Source organism: Polynucleobacter alcilacus, from assembly GCF_018881545.1.
In the GTDB taxonomy this organism is placed as follows: Bacteria; Pseudomonadota; Gammaproteobacteria; order Burkholderiales; family Burkholderiaceae; genus Polynucleobacter; species Polynucleobacter alcilacus.
In genome coordinates this window covers 684,539-699,637 of record NZ_JACVQD010000001.1, presented here as the reverse complement: position 1 = coordinate 699,637, position 15,099 = coordinate 684,539, and the positions used below count along the sequence as shown (strand labels likewise).

Annotated in this window: 17 protein-coding genes; 12 read left to right on the top strand and 5 right to left on the bottom strand. The window is 46.4% G+C overall.

Annotated elements, in window-relative coordinates; all coding sequences use genetic code 11:
* The first annotated feature begins 64 nt into the window (after positions 1–64).
* The 5 genes from ICN45_RS03590 (at position 65) to ICN45_RS03570 (ending at position 6,331) form a co-directional block, all read left to right on the top strand.
* Entirely contained in the window at positions 65–985 is a 921-nt protein-coding gene (locus ICN45_RS03590; RefSeq protein WP_216173247.1) for a histone deacetylase family protein, read from the top strand.
* Between the two features lie 49 nt (positions 986–1,034).
* Entirely contained in the window at positions 1,035–2,687 is a 1,653-nt protein-coding gene (locus ICN45_RS03585; protein ID WP_216175615.1) for an acyl-CoA synthetase, read from the top strand.
* Between the two features lie 84 nt (positions 2,688–2,771).
* Positions 2,772–3,521: an electron transfer flavoprotein subunit beta/FixA family protein gene (locus ICN45_RS03580; protein ID WP_216173244.1), complete on the top strand. Its 750-nt coding sequence runs from the start codon at positions 2,772–2,774 to the stop codon at positions 3,519–3,521.
* Positions 3,522–4,466 carry an electron transfer flavoprotein subunit alpha/FixB family protein gene (locus tag ICN45_RS03575; RefSeq protein WP_216173241.1) on the top strand — a complete coding sequence of 315 codons (945 nt, stop codon included), beginning with the start codon at positions 3,522–3,524 and terminating at the stop codon, positions 4,464–4,466.
* A gap of 77 nt (positions 4,467–4,543) precedes the next feature.
* Complete coding sequence (locus ICN45_RS03570) at positions 4,544–6,331, top strand: acyl-CoA dehydrogenase (protein WP_216173238.1); 1,788 nt, start codon at positions 4,544–4,546, stop codon at positions 6,329–6,331.
* A 39-nt stretch (positions 6,332–6,370) separates the two neighbouring features.
* On the opposite strand, the gene ICN45_RS03565 is transcribed toward ICN45_RS03570, so the two are convergent.
* Positions 6,371–6,817, bottom strand: a complete 447-nt coding sequence (locus ICN45_RS03565; RefSeq protein ID WP_216173236.1) for a hypothetical protein — start codon at positions 6,815–6,817, stop codon at positions 6,371–6,373.
* Between the two features lie 35 nt (positions 6,818–6,852).
* Positions 6,853–7,317, bottom strand: a complete 465-nt coding sequence (locus tag ICN45_RS03560; protein WP_216173234.1) for an META domain-containing protein — start codon at positions 7,315–7,317, stop codon at positions 6,853–6,855.
* Between the two features lie 296 nt (positions 7,318–7,613).
* Between ICN45_RS03560 and rpsP the strand changes: the two genes are divergently transcribed.
* From rpsP to ICN45_RS03530, 6 genes are all read left to right on the top strand, one after another.
* Positions 7,614–7,859 carry a 30S ribosomal protein S16 gene (gene rpsP, locus ICN45_RS03555; protein ID WP_216173231.1) on the top strand — a complete coding sequence of 82 codons (246 nt, stop codon included), beginning with the start codon at positions 7,614–7,616 and terminating at the stop codon, positions 7,857–7,859.
* Positions 7,860–7,952: 93 nt separating this feature from the next.
* A complete protein-coding gene (gene rimM, locus ICN45_RS03550; protein WP_216173229.1) occupies positions 7,953–8,516 on the top strand; it encodes a ribosome maturation factor RimM in 564 nt (187 codons plus the stop codon).
* A gap of 24 nt (positions 8,517–8,540) precedes the next feature.
* Complete coding sequence (gene trmD / locus ICN45_RS03545) at positions 8,541–9,287, top strand: tRNA (guanosine(37)-N1)-methyltransferase TrmD (protein WP_216175614.1); 747 nt, start codon at positions 8,541–8,543, stop codon at positions 9,285–9,287.
* A gap of 137 nt (positions 9,288–9,424) precedes the next feature.
* The gene (gene rplS, locus ICN45_RS03540; RefSeq protein ID WP_216173226.1) at positions 9,425–9,832 is read left to right on the top strand and encodes a 50S ribosomal protein L19; all 408 of its coding nucleotides are present in this window, start codon (positions 9,425–9,427) and stop codon (positions 9,830–9,832) included.
* A gap of 65 nt (positions 9,833–9,897) precedes the next feature.
* Entirely contained in the window at positions 9,898–10,635 is a 738-nt protein-coding gene (locus tag ICN45_RS03535) for a CoA pyrophosphatase (protein ID WP_216173223.1), read from the top strand.
* Positions 10,632–11,591, top strand: coding sequence for a CobD/CbiB family protein (locus ICN45_RS03530; RefSeq protein WP_216173220.1), 960 nt, complete (start codon positions 10,632–10,634; stop codon positions 11,589–11,591). The genes ICN45_RS03535 and ICN45_RS03530 overlap by 4 nt, the downstream gene beginning before the upstream one ends.
* On the opposite strand, the gene rsgA is transcribed toward ICN45_RS03530, so the two are convergent.
* Both rsgA and ICN45_RS03520 read right to left on the bottom strand, forming a co-directional pair.
* Positions 11,536–12,549 carry a ribosome small subunit-dependent GTPase A gene (gene rsgA / locus ICN45_RS03525; RefSeq protein WP_216173217.1) on the bottom strand — a complete coding sequence of 338 codons (1,014 nt, stop codon included), beginning with the start codon at positions 12,547–12,549 and terminating at the stop codon, positions 11,536–11,538. The two genes, ICN45_RS03530 and rsgA, sit on opposite strands and share 56 nt — an antisense overlap.
* A gap of 16 nt (positions 12,550–12,565) precedes the next feature.
* Positions 12,566–13,816 (bottom strand): M48 family metallopeptidase, encoded by a 1,251-nt coding sequence (locus ICN45_RS03520; protein WP_216173214.1) that lies wholly within the window; start codon positions 13,814–13,816, stop codon positions 12,566–12,568.
* Positions 13,817–13,831: 15 nt separating this feature from the next.
* Here ICN45_RS03520 and orn point away from each other — a divergent pair, with 15 nt between their 5' ends.
* Positions 13,832–14,419, top strand: coding sequence for an oligoribonuclease (gene orn / locus ICN45_RS03515; RefSeq protein ID WP_216173211.1), 588 nt, complete (start codon positions 13,832–13,834; stop codon positions 14,417–14,419).
* A 42-nt stretch (positions 14,420–14,461) separates the two neighbouring features.
* Here orn and mog read toward each other — a convergent pair whose 3' ends face one another.
* On the bottom strand, positions 14,462–15,091 hold the full coding sequence (mog, locus tag ICN45_RS03510) for a molybdopterin adenylyltransferase (protein ID WP_216173209.1): 630 nt from the start codon (positions 15,089–15,091) through the stop codon (positions 14,462–14,464).
* Between the last annotated feature and the right edge of the window lie 8 nt (positions 15,092–15,099).

Genomic DNA, 15,099 nt, shown 5'->3' with positions numbered 1-15,099 from the left:
TGAGAGATAAACACGTTTGATTGGATTATAAAAATAATAGTTTTGATATTAAGGATAAAGAGTAATGACAACAGGATACATAACTCATCCAGACTTTCTGAAACATGAGATGGGTAGCCATCATCCAGAGTGCCCTGAACGAATTCAGGCGATCAATGATCAGTTGATCCGCAGTGGCGTGGATCGTTTTCTCCATCATTTGGATGCCCCTTTAGCTTCTGAAGATCAGCTTGAGCTTGTGCATAGCTCAGATCACATCGCCTTCGTCAGAGAAAGATCGCCTGAAAGTGGCTACTTCATGCTGGACGGCGACACCATTATGAATCCCCACACTTATCGGGCGTCACTGCGTGCTGCTGGTGCTGCAATTGCTGGCGTGGATGCGGTCATGAAGGGTGAGGTCGAGAATGTATTTTGTGCGGTAAGACCACCAGGACACCATGCAGAACCAACCCGCTCAATGGGATTTTGTGTATTTGATAATGTCGCTATTGCTGCGCGCTATGCTATGGAGGCATACGGCATTCAACGTGTGGCTATTATCGATTTTGATGTGCATCATGGCAATGGTACGGAAGCCGCGTTCTTGAATGACCCAAGCGTCATGATGTGCAGTTTCTTCCAGCACCCCTTTTATCCCTATAGTGGCTTGGAGCCTTCTGACAATATGGTGAATGTGCCATTGCCTGCATCTACTCGGGGTGATGTTGTTCGTTCTATTGTGGAAGAGCGTTGGTTACCAGCTTTGCGAAACTTTGAGCCAGAGCTCATCATCATCTCTGCTGGATTTGATGCGCATCGTGAAGACGACTTGGGCCAAATGGGCTTGGTGGAAGACGATTATGTGTGGATGACAAAACGCCTTAAAGAAATCGCAAAAGATTATGCTCAAGGTCGTATCGTGAGCTGCTTAGAGGGTGGCTACAACCTCTCCGCATTAGGGCGCAGCGTTGTGGCACATGTAAAAGCTTTAGCCGACATTTAAATGATTTGGCTTAATCGAGTTGAAGTAAAACTGTTATTGAAAGTGCATGATGGCAAATATTTATGAGCAGGGTTTAGAGCGTAATGCCGCTAATTACACTCCAATTACCCCGCTGTTATTCTTGGAGCGTTCAGCTGAGACCTATCCCAATAAAACTGCTGTCATTCATGGAAAGCTGCGTCAAACTTGGCAGCAAACCTATGAGCGTTGCCGACGACTTGCAAGTGCTCTGCAAAAGCATGGCATTGGCCTAGGTGATACGGTAGCAGTGATGTTGCCAAATACTCCACCAATGGTGGAGGCCCATTTTGGTATTCCCATGGCGGGCGCAGTATTGAATGCCCTTAATACACGCTTGGATCCTGAGTCCATCGCCTTCATGCTAAATCATGGCGAAGCTAAGGTAGTGATTGTTGATCCAGAATTTTCAGGGGTGATGAAGAAAGCACTTGAAATCGCCCATAAAGAAAGTGGCCGTAACTTTTTAGTTATCGATGTGGAAGAAACAGAATTTGATGTGCCTGGTGAGAAGTTAGGCAAACTCACCTACGAAAAATTGCTCTCTGAGGGAGATCCGAATTTTGCCTGGCAAGTACCTGTAGATGAATGGCAAGCCATTTGCTTAAATTACACCTCTGGTACTACAGGCAATCCTAAAGGTGTTGTCTACCATCATCGTGGTGCCGCCATCAATGCGATTTCGAATGTGCTTGATTGGGATATGAATAAGCATCCCATCTATCTATGGACATTGCCGATGTTCCATTGCAACGGTTGGTGTTTCCCATGGACTATTGCTGCACGTGCCGGAGTCAATGTTTGTTTACGCCGCGTAGACGCACAACATATTTTTTCTGCTATTAAAGAGTATGGCGTAACCCACTATTGTGCTGCACCGATCGTTCATAACCTATTGGTAAATGCCCCTGATGAAATAAAGAAAGATGTTCCAGCTGGCGTGAAGGGTTTGATCGCTGGAGCTGCACCACCGGCCTCTATTATTGAAGGCATGGAAAAACTGGGCTTTGATTTAACCCATGTGTATGGTTTAACGGAGACTTATGGTCCTGCAGCAATTTGTGTGAAGCAAGATGAATGGGATGACCTGGATATTGGTGAGCGTGCCCGTTTGAATGCACGTCAAGGAGTACGTTACCACCTTCAACAAGCGATTACCGTTTTGAACCCAGAAACAATGGAGCCTGTTCCTGCTGATGGTGAAACCATGGGTGAGATTATGTTCAAAGGCAATATTGCAATGAAGGGCTATCTCAAGAATGAGAAAGCCACTAAGGAAGCTTTTGCAGGCGGCTGGTTTCATTCAGGTGACTTAGCAGTAATGAATCCGGATGGCTACGTGAAGATGAAGGATCGTAGCAAAGACATTATTATTTCTGGTGGAGAAAATATCTCTTCTGTGGAAGTGGAGGATGTTCTTTATCGCCACCCGGCAGTACTTGCTGCAGCAGTAGTTGCTAAGCCCGATCCTAAGTGGGGTGAGACGCCCTGTGCTTTTTTGGAAATCAAGCCTGGAGTGGAGGTAAGCCCAGCTGAGATCATTGCGCATTGCAAGCAGCATTTGGCTGGCTTTAAGGTGCCAAAAGCAATAGTTTTTGGTGAGCTTCCTAAGACCTCAACTGGCAAAATTCAGAAATTTGAGCTGCGCAAACAGGCTGGATCAGCGACTGCTATCGATGTTTAGAGTGGGTTTGCTAAGGCGGATAAAATAAGCAGTTACCTAATTTTTGTATTTAGATACAGTTTTAATCCATATTGAGAATTGCAGATGAAGATCTTAGTGGCAGTTAAGCGCGTTGTTGATTACAACGTCAAAATTCGAGTCAAGTCAGACGGTTCTGGCGTAGACCTGGCGAACGTCAAAATGAGCATGAACCCTTTTGATGAAATTGCTGTTGAAGAAGCGGTTCGCTTGAAAGAGGCAGGCATAGCTACTGAAGTGGTGGTGGTAAGTGCTGGTGCGACCCAATGTCAAGAAACGCTGCGTACTGCTTTAGCGATTGGTGCTGATCGTGCCATCCTAGTTGAAACCGATGCTGAATTACAACCCCTGGCAGTAGCGAAGATTCTGAAAGCCCTCTCTGATAAAGAGCAGGCGCAAATCATTATTTTAGGTAAGCAAGCCATTGATGATGACAGCAACCAAACCGGTCAGATGTTGGCAAGCTTACTGGATATCCCTCAGGCAACCTTTGCCTCTAAAGTGGTGATAGCTGATGGCAAAGCAACAGTGACACGCGAAGTTGATGGCGGCTTAGAAACTATTGCATTAACTCTGCCAGCAGTAATTACTACTGACTTGCGTCTCAATGAGCCACGTTATGTGACTTTGCCGAACATCATGAAGGCCAAGAAAAAGGTCATCGATATTGTGAAGCCAGAAGATCTGGGTGTGGATATCGCTCCGCGTCTGAAAACACTCAAAGTGGATGAGCCACCTAAGCGCTCAGCCGGTGTCATGGTTGCTGATGTGGCAGCTCTGGTAGAAAAACTGAAAAATGAAGCAAAGGTAATTTAAATGGCTGCTCTCGTCTCCCTGGTTATAGCTGAACACGATAATCAATCTTTAAAAGTGGCAACACTGAATGCCGTTGCAGCTGCTTTGCAGTGCGCACCAGAAGTGGATATTTTGGTGGCAGGTAGCAGTACTGATGGCGCTGCAGCAGCAGCTGCCCAAATTGCCGGTGTACGCAAAGTGATTCAAATCGATACTCCTGCTTTGGCTGATCAATTAGCCGAGCCTTTAGCGGCGCAGATTCTAAATCTGGCGAGTAGCTATAGTCACATCTTGGCTCCAGCTACTGCAAATGGCAAAAACGTTCTTCCCAGAGTGGCTGCTAAGTTAGATGTAGCTCAGTTATCTGACATTATTAAAGTAGTGTCGCCAGATACTTTTGAGCGTCCTATCTACGCTGGTAACGCGATTGCAACAGTACAAAGCATAGACCCTATCAAAGTCATTACAGTCCGCACTACAGGTTTTGATCCAGTAGCAGCAATCGGTGGTTCTGCTGCGATTGAAAAACAGACTGCTGTTGAAAGCACATCCTCCTCATCCTTTGTCGGGCGTGAGCTGACTAAGTCTGATCGCCCAGAACTGACCGCTGCCAAGATCATTGTGTCTGGTGGCCGTGGCTTAGGTTCTGGTGAGAAATATCAAGAGCTCATCGCTCCGCTTGCCGATAAGCTAGGTGCTGCATTAGGTGCTTCGCGTGCAGCAGTAGATGCAGGTTATGTACCGAATGATTATCAAGTTGGTCAAACGGGCAAGATTGTGGCTCCACAGCTCTATATCGCCGTTGGTATCTCTGGTGCGATTCAGCATTTGGCAGGCATGAAGGACTCTAAGGTGATCGTAGCGATCAATAAAGACCCGGAAGCCCCAATTTTTAGTGTGGCCGATTATGGCTTAGTAGCTGATTTAAATACAGCAGTTCCTGAGTTAATCAAGGCACTAGGCTAAAACATCTTCAGCTAAATAGAATTTATTTTGTTGCCTATAGTGGTTGAATTATCCGATTTGAATCAAGAGGAGTTGTAATGCCATACCTAGCCCCAGTGAAAGACATGCTGTTTGTGATGAATGAGTTAGCGGGGCTTGCGGATGTGGTTGCCTATCCTTCTTATACCGAGGCTGGTGCAGATGTCGATTTAGCGTCAGCGATCCTTGAAGAGTCAGCCAAGTTCAATCAGGATGTGATAGCGCCACTCAATTGGCCTGGCGATCAACATCCCAGCTCATGGAAAGACGGCGTCGTCACTACAAGCCCAGGATTTAAAGAGGCATTTCAACAGTTTGGAGCTGCTGGTTGGCAGGGTGTAGTTCATCCTGCTGAGTTTGGTGGCCAAGGATTACCCAAACTCATTGCTACAGCCTGTTTTGAAATGGCTCACTCCGCAAGTCTGTCATTTGCTTTATGCCCCATGCTGACAGACGGCGCTATTGAAGCCTTGCTGACCGCAGCAAGCCCAGAACTTCAGGAGCAATTTGTTCCAAACATGATTTCTGGGGATTGGACTGGTTCCATGTGCTTAACAGAACCCCAAGCGGGCTCTGATTTATCTATGGTGCGTGCACGAGCTGTGCCAGAGGGTGATGGTAGCTACAAGATCTTTGGTACCAAGATTTATATTACCTATGGTGAACACGATATGGCGCAGAATATTGTCCATTTAGTGTTGGCAAGAACGCCAGATGCACCTGAGGGCGTGAAAGGCATTTCATTATTTGTCGTGCCCAAGTTTTTAGTAAATGCAGATGGTTCATTGGGTGAGCGTAATGACGTTCATTGTGTATCGATAGAGCATAAGCTGGGTATTAAGGCGAGCCCAACAGCTGTCCTGCAGTTTGGCGATCATGGTGGTGCTATCGGCTACCTCGTGGGTGAAGAGAATCGCGGTCTGGAATACATGTTTGTGATGATGAATGCCGCACGCTTTGCAGTTGGCATGCAAGGGATTGCAGTTGCTGAGCGTGCGTATCAAAAGGCGGTGCACTACGCAAAAGATCGTGTGCAAAGCCGTGATCTCGCTGGTTCACCTGGCCCTGTTGCCATCATTCATCAGCCGGATGTCAAGCGCATGCTCATGACGATGCGCGCCTACACTGAAGCTTCTCGTGCTTTAGCTTATTACGCTGCTGCTGCTTATGATACGCAACATGCTGCACCAGATGAAGCAGAGCGTAAGGCCAATCAAGCGATATATGAGTTCTTAGTCCCGATTGTGAAAGGCTTCTCTACCGAGATGTCGATTGAGGTTGCTAGCCTAGGAATTCAGGTGCATGGTGGTATGGGCTTTATTGAGGAGACGGGTGCTGCGCAGCATTATCGTGATGCCCGCATCTTGACGATTTACGAAGGTACAACCGCTATCCAGGCGAATGACTTGGTTGGCAGAAAAACAGTACGGGATGGTGGTGCGATAGCAAAAGTGCTTTCAGCAAAAATAGTTGAAACAGAAAAAGCTTTAGCAGCAAGTGCTTCAGCTGATGCAAAGGCAGTACTGAAGCAATTAATTATTGGGCGTGCTGCGTTTGAAGAGTCAGTGGCTTATATCTTGGCCAATGCCAAAACGGATGTAAAGTCAGTTTATGCAGGTAGCTTCGCTTATCTACGTTTATCGGGTTTGGTGCTGGGTGCTTGGCAAATGGCTCGTGGGCTTTTGGCTGCTGAACGATTACTCGATGGTGATCCTGGTTTTTATAGCGCCAAAATTACTACAGCGCGTTTCTTTGCTGAGAACTTGTTGCCACAGGCGCAAGCCTTAGCAACATCCATTATCGAAAGTGGTCAATCCACTAATGCTCTAGAAGTAGAGCAGTTCTAAGGTAAGTACTTTAAAGTGCTGAAGAAAAGCTATCCGCACTTACTGGGATAGCTTTCTTGCTTCATGGATCTGAGAAATAAAGAACTGCTCAAAAGATACAGCTAAAAAAGTCATCATTACAGCAGCCCCAAGTACGAGCGAGAAAATCACCGTCAGTACTACTGGCCAGCCTGAGCGAGTACGCTGATCTTCTGCAATATTAGGATTAAATTGCGCATCCCACTTTTCATCAAGGCGAAGTCCAAAGGCAATCGTTGTTAACCAAGAGGCCTCTACGGCAATGAAACCAAAGGTAATGAGTACCCAGCCTGGAGCAGATTGAAAGTGGGCATTTTTGAGCATGGTCCAACCCGCAATGCCGCCGATTAAGGCAAATAATTGCACCCAAGCCCAAAAGGATTTCCAGCCCTGTAAGTAGAAGCAGTTCAAACCGCTTCCTGGAAAAAATAATCCGAGTGCGCAAAAAATGAGTTTTGAGTTTTTCATGAATCTTTCGGTAACTGTGTTTCTGATTTGATTACTTATTTAATAGGGCGCTGAGTGAAGCTAAGTACTTCACGATCCGTACCCACCATGAGCAATTGATCGCCATTGCGCACAATGCTGCGATAGTCATTTAATTCATAGAGAAAATCATTTTCTAGTTCCATGCGTTGTGGTGGGCATGCCATTTTGGTGCTGGCAATTTTGCTTAGGGTAAAACCGCGACTATCTTCTTCCAATTTCGCGGTGAAGCGATTGCAACCTGTCGATCCGCTTACCCGTTCACCGCTGGCATCAAATACGATTTGAATGGGGTTACTGGATTCACCTTGGGGAATTTGACGGGCCCGAACCTCACCATAAGCATTAGGGGGTAAATTCCAGCGGGTCAGTTCCCATTTGGTGTTGCGTAGCTCGCTACTGGGTGGACTAGTTTTTGCTCCGCAAGGGGGGATTACATTCGCACAGCCACATAAAAAAACAATCCCTAGGCATGAAAACATCAGAAATAGCCTGCTTGAACCGCTTCTGTTTTGTTGTTCTACGGGGGTGAAAATCGCTATTTTGAGGGGCATAATTATCTAAGTTATTGTTTTATATATATTTTTTATAAAACGCTGGATTCTATTCTAACGGCTTAGACGCTTAAATAGGTGGAAGAAGTAGGGGTTTTCGTCTAGAATATGAGGTTTTCCGCTTTACCGAACTTTTAGTTGGTGGACTGGAGTCCAAGATTTTTTGTAGAAATTTCATTGGCTTGTAATCAACCTGTTTTCATTTTAGATTTTAAGGAATAAGTATGGTCGTCATTCGACTGGCACGCGGCGGCTCTAAGAAGCGCCCTTTTTACAGCATCGTTGCTACTGATAAGCGCAACCGTCGCGACTCGAACTTTATCGAGCGTATTGGTTATTTTAATCCACAGGCAGCTGGATCTGAGCAAGCGATGCGCATTGCTCAAGATCGTTTGACTTACTGGACTGGTGTTGGAGCGCAAGTATCTCCAACTGTTGTTCGTTTGATCAAAAGCAATCCTGCTGTCTAAGATTTGTTTATCTAAAAACTTCATCTCGTCGATGGGGTTTTTAGTAGCAGGATTTTCAGTAGTGCTATTTTGGGAAAACAAGGTGTACTTCAGATGAGCGCGCCTTCCCTAAATGATTTAATTGAGCTTGGCGCCATCTCTGAGGCGCAAGGCTTGCAGGGTCAAGTGAAGGTTAGACCTCACGCATCCGAACCAGTAGCTCTCCTTTCTTCCAAAGCAGTTTGGTTATCGCTGATCCCTCGCAGGGATGCGGGTGTCTCTGCGTCGCATGAACAGGCCTCTCTCACGCAATACAAGGTGAAGAGCGCCAAGATCCATAGCGGTAATGTGGTGCTTTCTCTCGAAGGGGTATCTGATCGCGATCAAGCACTCGCCTTAAAAGGAGCGCGTATCTTGGTGGCACGCGATGCCTTTCCCAAAGCGGAAAGCGATTCCTATTACTGGATAGATTTGATTGGCTGCCAGGCGATTAATCTGCAAGGCGAAGCGCTTGGTGAAATCATTGATGTCACTGAGCATGGTGCGCATGGCGTCATCGTCATTGGTGATGCTGAAACTAAAACGACTAAACAGTTGGTGCCATTTGTAAAAGAAGTGGTGCAAAACGTAGACTTGCTAAATAAAACCATTACCCTCGATTGGCAGAGTGACTGGTAAAGGAAGTAGTTGAGAGATTTCAATATGCGCTTCGATGTAGTGACCTTATTCCCAGAAATGTTCTCTGCTTTAACGCAGTGGGGTGTTACTGGGCGCGCATGTGAGCAATCTCTAGCCAGTGTTCATTTGTGGAACCCAAGAGATTTTTGCTCTGATGCTCGTAAGACAGTCGACGATCGTGCTTATGGCGGCGGCCCAGGAATGGTGATGATGGCCAAACCTTTGGAAGATACCGTTGCTGGTATTCATGTTGCCCATCAAGCTGCTGGTATTAAAAGTGGTCCAGTGTGTTTATTAGCCCCTCAGGGCGAGCAGTTTTCTCAGAAAATGGCCGCAGATCTTCTTAATGTGGGAAATTTAAGCTTTGTTTGTGGCAGATATGAGGCAATTGATCAACGTTTTGTAGATCGAAATGTCGATTTACAGCTTTCGATTGGGGATTTTGTGCTTTCTGGGGGCGAAATACCCGCTATGGCAATGATGGACGCAATGATGAGGCTCATTCCAGGGGCGCTTGGGGATGGCGAATCTGCCGCTCAGGATAGCTTTATGAACGGGCTTTTGGACTTTCCGCACTATACCCGCCCCGAAATATATGAAAATTTATCAGTGCCGGACGTGCTTTTAGGCGGACATCACGCTAAAATAGCGGATTGGCGTCGGCAAAAGTCTTTAGAGCTGACGCTCAGGTTAAGGCCGGATTTAATTGAAACGGCTAGAGCCACTGGGTTGCTAACTCAAGAAGATGAACAATTTCTTCGCTCGCTGTAAATACTTTTAGTAATGCGCAGCTGTGAATAAGTGGTTTGGTTTTTGGTTTAGTGAAATTGTTTTAACTGCATCCTCTATTAGGTCCGTTGATTTAGATCTCGGGATTAAACGCTAATACGATGTTTAAGGATTAAAAAATGAATTTGATCGAAAAAATTGAGCAAGAAGAAATTGCTCGCTTAACTGTTAACAAAACTTTGCCAAGCTTCGCGCCTGGTGACACAGTAGTTGTTAGCGTTAACGTAGTTGAGGGTACACGTAAGCGTGCCCAGGCCTTTGAAGGCGTTGTGATTGCTAAGCGTAATCGTGGACTCAATTCCAGCTTTATCGTGCGTAAGATTTCCTCTGGTGAAGGCGTTGAGCGTACTTTCCAAACATACTCACCATTAATTGCTAGCATTGAAGTGAAGCGTCGCGGTGATGTTCGTCGTGCCAAGTTGTACTACTTGCGCGATCGTTCTGGTAAGTCAGCACGTATTAAAGAAAAGCTCCAAGCACGCGTTAAGCCAGTGGCTGCTCCAGCTGCTGCCAAAGCTGCTGATTAATTGCTGCTTAGATGGAATTAAAAAGGCGGCCTAGGTCGCCTTTTTTGTTGCCTTAGAATAGGGCTATGCTCAAGACTCCAAAACCTGAAGAAGATGCAATCCATGTTGCAGCACCCCTAGGATTTGATGCGCAAGCAATTCCTATTCACGAAGTATGTGGCGATCAGCCTAAGGTGGCAAAAGACCTCCAATCCCCTGAAGCTTTAAAGGCACGCTTTCGGTCACCCCCCAACTGGCAGCCAGAAATTACGGATGAGAATCGCCATGTGATTGCTGCGGACATTATTGCTAAGCGTCAGGCTGTAGGTAAGGTTACTAAGGCGGCAGTATTGATTCCTTTATTACTAAAAGAGGACGGCTTATGGGTTTTATTAACCCAAAGAACGAATCATTTAAGGGATCATGCGGGTCAAATCAGTTTCCCTGGGGGTCGTATGGACCCTGAAGACCAGAGTACAAATGACACTGCTCTGCGTGAGAGCGAAGAGGAGATTGGCTTAGATCGCAATCGAGTCGAAATTATTGGTCATTTACCTGAGTATTTAACTGTTTCTGGCTATAGCGTCACTCCAGTAGTAGGATTAGTACAAGCTCAGGCAGAATATGTCTTAGATGAATTTGAAGTGGCAGACGTTTTTGAAGTTCCCTTGAGCTTTTTGCTAGACCCAGCAAACCATCAGGTGAGGTTGTGGCAAAGCGAACAGGGCGGACGTCGTTTCTATTCAATGCCTTATGAGAACCGCTTTATTTGGGGTGCTACTGCGGGAATGTTGCGCAACCTTTATCATTTATTAAAAGTATGACTTTCTTTTCTATTCTCTTTGCCCTCATTGCTGAGCAATATCGCCCAGTAACTTCTAGCCATTGGATTGTGCGTATGTGCAACCGTTGGTTAAATTGGGTTGCCGGTGAATTCGGCGGTAAGACCGAAGACGGTGCAAGTCCAATTGGTGCTAGGCTGGCCTGCTTGGTGGCATTTATTCTGCCAACCTTCTTGGTATTCTTGGTTTATGTTTCTTGCATGGTGACTTACCCTATCTTGGGTTTCATCTGGAACATCGTGATTGCCTATTTGTTTTTTGGCTTCCGTCAGTTCAGTCACTCCTTTACTTTAGTTCATGACGCAATTGAAGCACATGACTTACCAGCCGCACGCCTTGCATTGGGTGAATGGTATGGCCCTGAGTTAGATACTGCGGATCTCTCAGAGACAGACGTCATTTCATTAGCACTTGAGCGCGCCATTATTGGTTCACATCGCCATGTATTTGGTGTGTTGTTCTGGTTCATGATGCCAATGGGTCCTGCTGGCGTTGTACTTTACCGTTTGGCTGATATTGCTGCGCAGCGTTGGTCTGAGCGCGGTGATTTCAACCTCAGTGAATCTGCCCGCCACTTTTTCTATGTACTCGATTGGATTCCATCACGGATTACCGCGATGGGCTTTGCGATTGTGGGTAATTTTGAGGGCGCGGTATATGCCTGGCGTTACCTCACACCAAAGTGGCCCGATTCACTGTCGGCAGTAATTCTCGCTGCAGGTAGTGGTGCACTTGGTGTGCGCTTAGGTGAACCCTTAAGTGAGCCAGATAGCGATGAAGCATTGCGTATGGCAGAAGCTGGCGAGCCAGCAGTGTATGAGGTAGGTCTTGAACCAACTGAACGTACGATGCGTTCTGCAGTTGGCTTAGTGTGGCGCTTAGTTATCGCTTGGATGGCTTTGTTGCTAATGCTGACCATCGCTCTTTGGCTTGGCTAATTCCCTGAATTTGCGTATCTGCTGTTTTTGAATCAGAGCGCAGTTGTCTAAATAGCGCTAGTCTTTCTGGCGCTATTTCATTTCTATCTACAGCATCACGCACTGCGCAATCTGGTTCCGATTGATGTGCGCAATTATGAAAGCGACACTTTCCTAGCAGGTCTTTAAATTCTCTAAAGGCATGTTGTAGTTCGCTTACCGACATGTGGGCTAAACCAAACTCCTGAAAGCCTGGTGAATCGATTAAAGCGCCTAGCTTGCCATTTTCTCCTCTGCCCCAAGCTTCGGGTAATTCAAAGTAGCGACAGGCAGTAGTAGTGTGCTTACCAGTATCTAGGCGAACAGAATATTCTTGGGTGAGTGCGGCTGCATTCGGTACCCAGGCATTGAGTAGACTAGATTTACCCATGCCAGATTGACCCACAAAGACGGAGACCTTTCCTTGTAGTGCAGGGCGCAGTGCCTCGATTGAAGCAGGGTCAAACTTGGCAGACACCTCGCTCACGGGGTAGCCCATCCGCGCATAGGGCTCAATAATTTGCCTGGCATGTTCTAGCTTGTCTTTGAGGTCGCACTTATTGAGCAAGATATGAAGGCCAATTTGATTTGCCTCAGCAGCAACTACAGCCCTACCCAACAGATCCGGTGAGAATGCGGGTTGGGTTGCTAGCACTACCAGAATTTGATCGACGTTGGAGGCGATAATCTTGCTTTTAAATGCATCCGAACGAAAGAGAATATTTTCTCGGGGCTCAATCTGAATAATGCGCGCTTGATCACTTGAAGTCATCTCTAGCAGCATGCGATCACCAACCGCGCCAATATGCTGTTTGGCTGGCGTACTTACTTGTAGCAATGGACCTTCAGGGGATTCATTGCCTTGTGTATCTTTTATTAATCTCTGCGCTAAATAGTGCCTTCCATAAGAAGCAGTCAGTAGCGCATGAAATTGTTCCATCAAACTGAGTGAGGGCTTAACTAAAACGCTGTAGGTTGGCGATCCGTAGTGGTGCAGGTGGATGCGAGCTGTAGAAAGCGGTATAGATTGGATCGGGCGTAAGCGTCGAGGCATTGTCTTGATAGAGCTTTACTAAGGCTGAAATTAAATCACTAGCTGAAGATTTTTGTGCAGCAAATCCATCAGCCTCATATTCATATTTGCGGGATGCTAGGCTTGCTAGTGGTGTAAAGAAAAAGCTAAACACAGGGGAGACCAGCATAAAGAGTGCGAGAGCCAGACCGCCGTTATAGCCGTTGAGATTCGGCATGACACCGAGGTCGGTATAGAACCAGACTTTAGTGCTAATCCAGCCTAGGAGTGCAAACATGCCAAAGCTCAAAGCAAAAGAGACTAGGAGGCGTTTGCGAATATGCTTACATTTGAAGTGACCTAATTCATGAGCGAGGACTGCCTCAACTTCACCGGGGCTGAGTTTCTCAATCAAGGTATCAAAGAACACGATCCGTTTTGCTTTACCCATACCAGCAAAGAATGCATTGCCATGGGCACTCCGTTTGCTGCCATCCATTACGAAAAGACCTTGACTGGCAAAGTCACAGCGCTTTAACAGAGCTTCGATTTGGATTTTTAATGGACCATCCTCTAAGGCTTGGAACTTATTAAATAAGGGTGCAATAAAGGTAGGGAAGATCCACTGCATTAACAGGCTAAACACAGTTAGTACACCCCATGCCCACAGCCACCATAAGTCACCTGCCTTAGACATGAGAGTCAGAATCACCCAAAGCAATGGAATACCAATCGCCCCACCAACACCTAAACCTTTCATCATGTCGGAAAAAAATAATTTCTTACTCATACGGTTAAAGCCAAAGCGCTCTTCAAGATGAAACTGTTTATACCAAGAGAAAGGGATATCGATGATTCCGGAGATGATGACAATCAAGGCTAGTAAGGCGATTTGTTGGGCAATCCCTTCGCCCAATAATTGCAGGAGGACCATATTCAGAATTTGTAAGCCACCCAATAAAGTGAAGCTAATTAAAATAATGGCGCTGACACCATTTTCTAAAATACCCAGACGTAATTTAGCGATAGTGTAGTCAGCGGCTTTCTGGTGTTCTGCTAAGGTCACTTTTTCAGCAAAATCCGCTGGGACTTGAGCGCGGTGCTGGGCAACATAGCGAATTTGACGTTGGGACAGCCAGTGGCGTAGGCCAAAACTGGCAATGAAAGCGATTAGGAAAACAATTGTGAATGTCATGAGATCATTATAGATATGAGTGAACAAACGAACACGGCAGCAGATAAAGCAGCACCCCCAAACGAACACCTCATCTGGGTGGATATGGAAATGTCTGGTTTAGACCCCGAAACCGAGCGGATTTTGGAAATTGCCATTATTGTGACCGATGCCCACCTTAATACGATTGCCACTGCCCCAGTATGGGTGGTTCATCAAGAGGATGCGGTTTTGGACGCCATGGATGCTTGGAATAAAGGCACTCATGGGCGCTCTGGCCTGATTGATAAGGTCAAAGCTTCCACCATGGACGAGGCTACTGTCGAAGCGGAATGCATTGCTTTTCTAAAGAACTACATTAAGGGCGGAATATCGCCGATGTGTGGCAATACGATTGGGCAAGATCGGCGTTTTATGGCAAAGTACATGCCTCAGTTAGAGGCTTATTTTCATTATCGGAACATTGACGTCTCGACCTTAAAAGAATTATGCAAGCGCTGGCATCCTGAGTTGGTAAAGGGCTTCGCAAAGAATCAGGCACATACTGCCTTAGCGGATATTGAAGAGTCTATCGAAGAGCTGAAGTATTACCGCGAGAAATTTATTGTTCCTTTGCCGCAATAAAAAAGGTCCGCATGGCGGACCTTTCTGTTTCTCAATCCAAAGCTACTCTGACTTTTTGAGGGCGCTCTTTGGCCTGAATACTTTAATAATGGATTCATCGGTTTCAATATAGGGACCGCCAATCAAATCAATACAGTAGGGCACTGCTGCAAAGATGCCGGCAACAACAGATTTGCCTTCATCATCTTTTAGGCCTTCGAGGGTTTCGGCAATTGCCTTAGGTTGTCCGGGTAAATTGATGACTAACGCTGCATGATCCTCAATTTCTCGTAAAACAGCAGTTTGTCTCGACAAAATAGCGGTGGGAACGAAGCTGAGGCTAATTTGGCGCATTTGCTCACCAAAACCCGGCATTTCACGGGTTCCGGCTTCGCGAGTGGCCTCTGGGGTGACATCTCTGCGAGAAGGGCCTGTGCCGCCTGTCGTGAGGACTAGGTCGCAAGCCAATTCATCAACCAGCTCTACAATAGCCTCAGTGATGGCTTCAGCCTCATCGGCAATCAGGCGTTCATGGAAAACGCAAGGATTGGTAATGGCTTTCATCAGCCAGGTCTGCAGGGTGGGAATACCTTCATCTTGATATACGCCCTTGCTGGCTCGATCAGATATTGAGATGAGACCAATTTTGACTTCATTTGGAGCGCTACGCTTCCAGGCTTCGGTATGCTTCATGTTTCTAT

Excerpts from the sequence above, each read along its gene's own strand:
- ICN45_RS03570 (WP_216173238.1), top strand. The coding sequence starts at position 4,544 with ATGCCATACCTAGCCCCAGTGAAAGACATGCTGTTTGTGATGAATGAG.
- ICN45_RS03575 (WP_216173241.1), top strand. The coding sequence starts at position 3,522 with ATGGCTGCTCTCGTCTCCCTGGTTATAGCTGAACACGATAATCAATCT.
- rpsP (WP_216173231.1), top strand. The coding sequence starts at position 7,614 with ATGGTCGTCATTCGACTGGCACGCGGCGGCTCTAAGAAGCGCCCTTTT.
- ICN45_RS03520 (WP_216173214.1), bottom strand. The coding sequence starts at position 13,816 with ATGACATTCACAATTGTTTTCCTAATCGCTTTCATTGCCAGTTTTGGC.
- rplS (WP_216173226.1), top strand. The coding sequence starts at position 9,425 with ATGAATTTGATCGAAAAAATTGAGCAAGAAGAAATTGCTCGCTTAACT.
- ICN45_RS03590 (WP_216173247.1), top strand. The coding sequence starts at position 65 with ATGACAACAGGATACATAACTCATCCAGACTTTCTGAAACATGAGATG.
- rsgA (WP_216173217.1), bottom strand. The coding sequence starts at position 12,549 with ATGGAACAATTTCATGCGCTACTGACTGCTTCTTATGGAAGGCACTAT.
- ICN45_RS03565 (WP_216173236.1), bottom strand. The coding sequence starts at position 6,817 with ATGAAAAACTCAAAACTCATTTTTTGCGCACTCGGATTATTTTTTCCA.
- ICN45_RS03530 (WP_216173220.1), top strand. The coding sequence starts at position 10,632 with ATGACTTTCTTTTCTATTCTCTTTGCCCTCATTGCTGAGCAATATCGC.
- ICN45_RS03560 (WP_216173234.1), bottom strand. The coding sequence starts at position 7,317 with ATGTTTTCATGCCTAGGGATTGTTTTTTTATGTGGCTGTGCGAATGTA.
- orn (WP_216173211.1), top strand. The coding sequence starts at position 13,832 with ATGAGTGAACAAACGAACACGGCAGCAGATAAAGCAGCACCCCCAAAC.
- mog (WP_216173209.1), bottom strand. The coding sequence starts at position 15,091 with ATGAAGCATACCGAAGCCTGGAAGCGTAGCGCTCCAAATGAAGTCAAA.
- ICN45_RS03580 (WP_216173244.1), top strand. The coding sequence starts at position 2,772 with ATGAAGATCTTAGTGGCAGTTAAGCGCGTTGTTGATTACAACGTCAAA.
- rimM (WP_216173229.1), top strand. The coding sequence starts at position 7,953 with ATGAGCGCGCCTTCCCTAAATGATTTAATTGAGCTTGGCGCCATCTCT.
- ICN45_RS03585 (WP_216175615.1), top strand. The coding sequence starts at position 1,035 with ATGGCAAATATTTATGAGCAGGGTTTAGAGCGTAATGCCGCTAATTAC.
- ICN45_RS03535 (WP_216173223.1), top strand. The coding sequence starts at position 9,898 with ATGCTCAAGACTCCAAAACCTGAAGAAGATGCAATCCATGTTGCAGCA.
- trmD (WP_216175614.1), top strand. The coding sequence starts at position 8,541 with ATGCGCTTCGATGTAGTGACCTTATTCCCAGAAATGTTCTCTGCTTTA.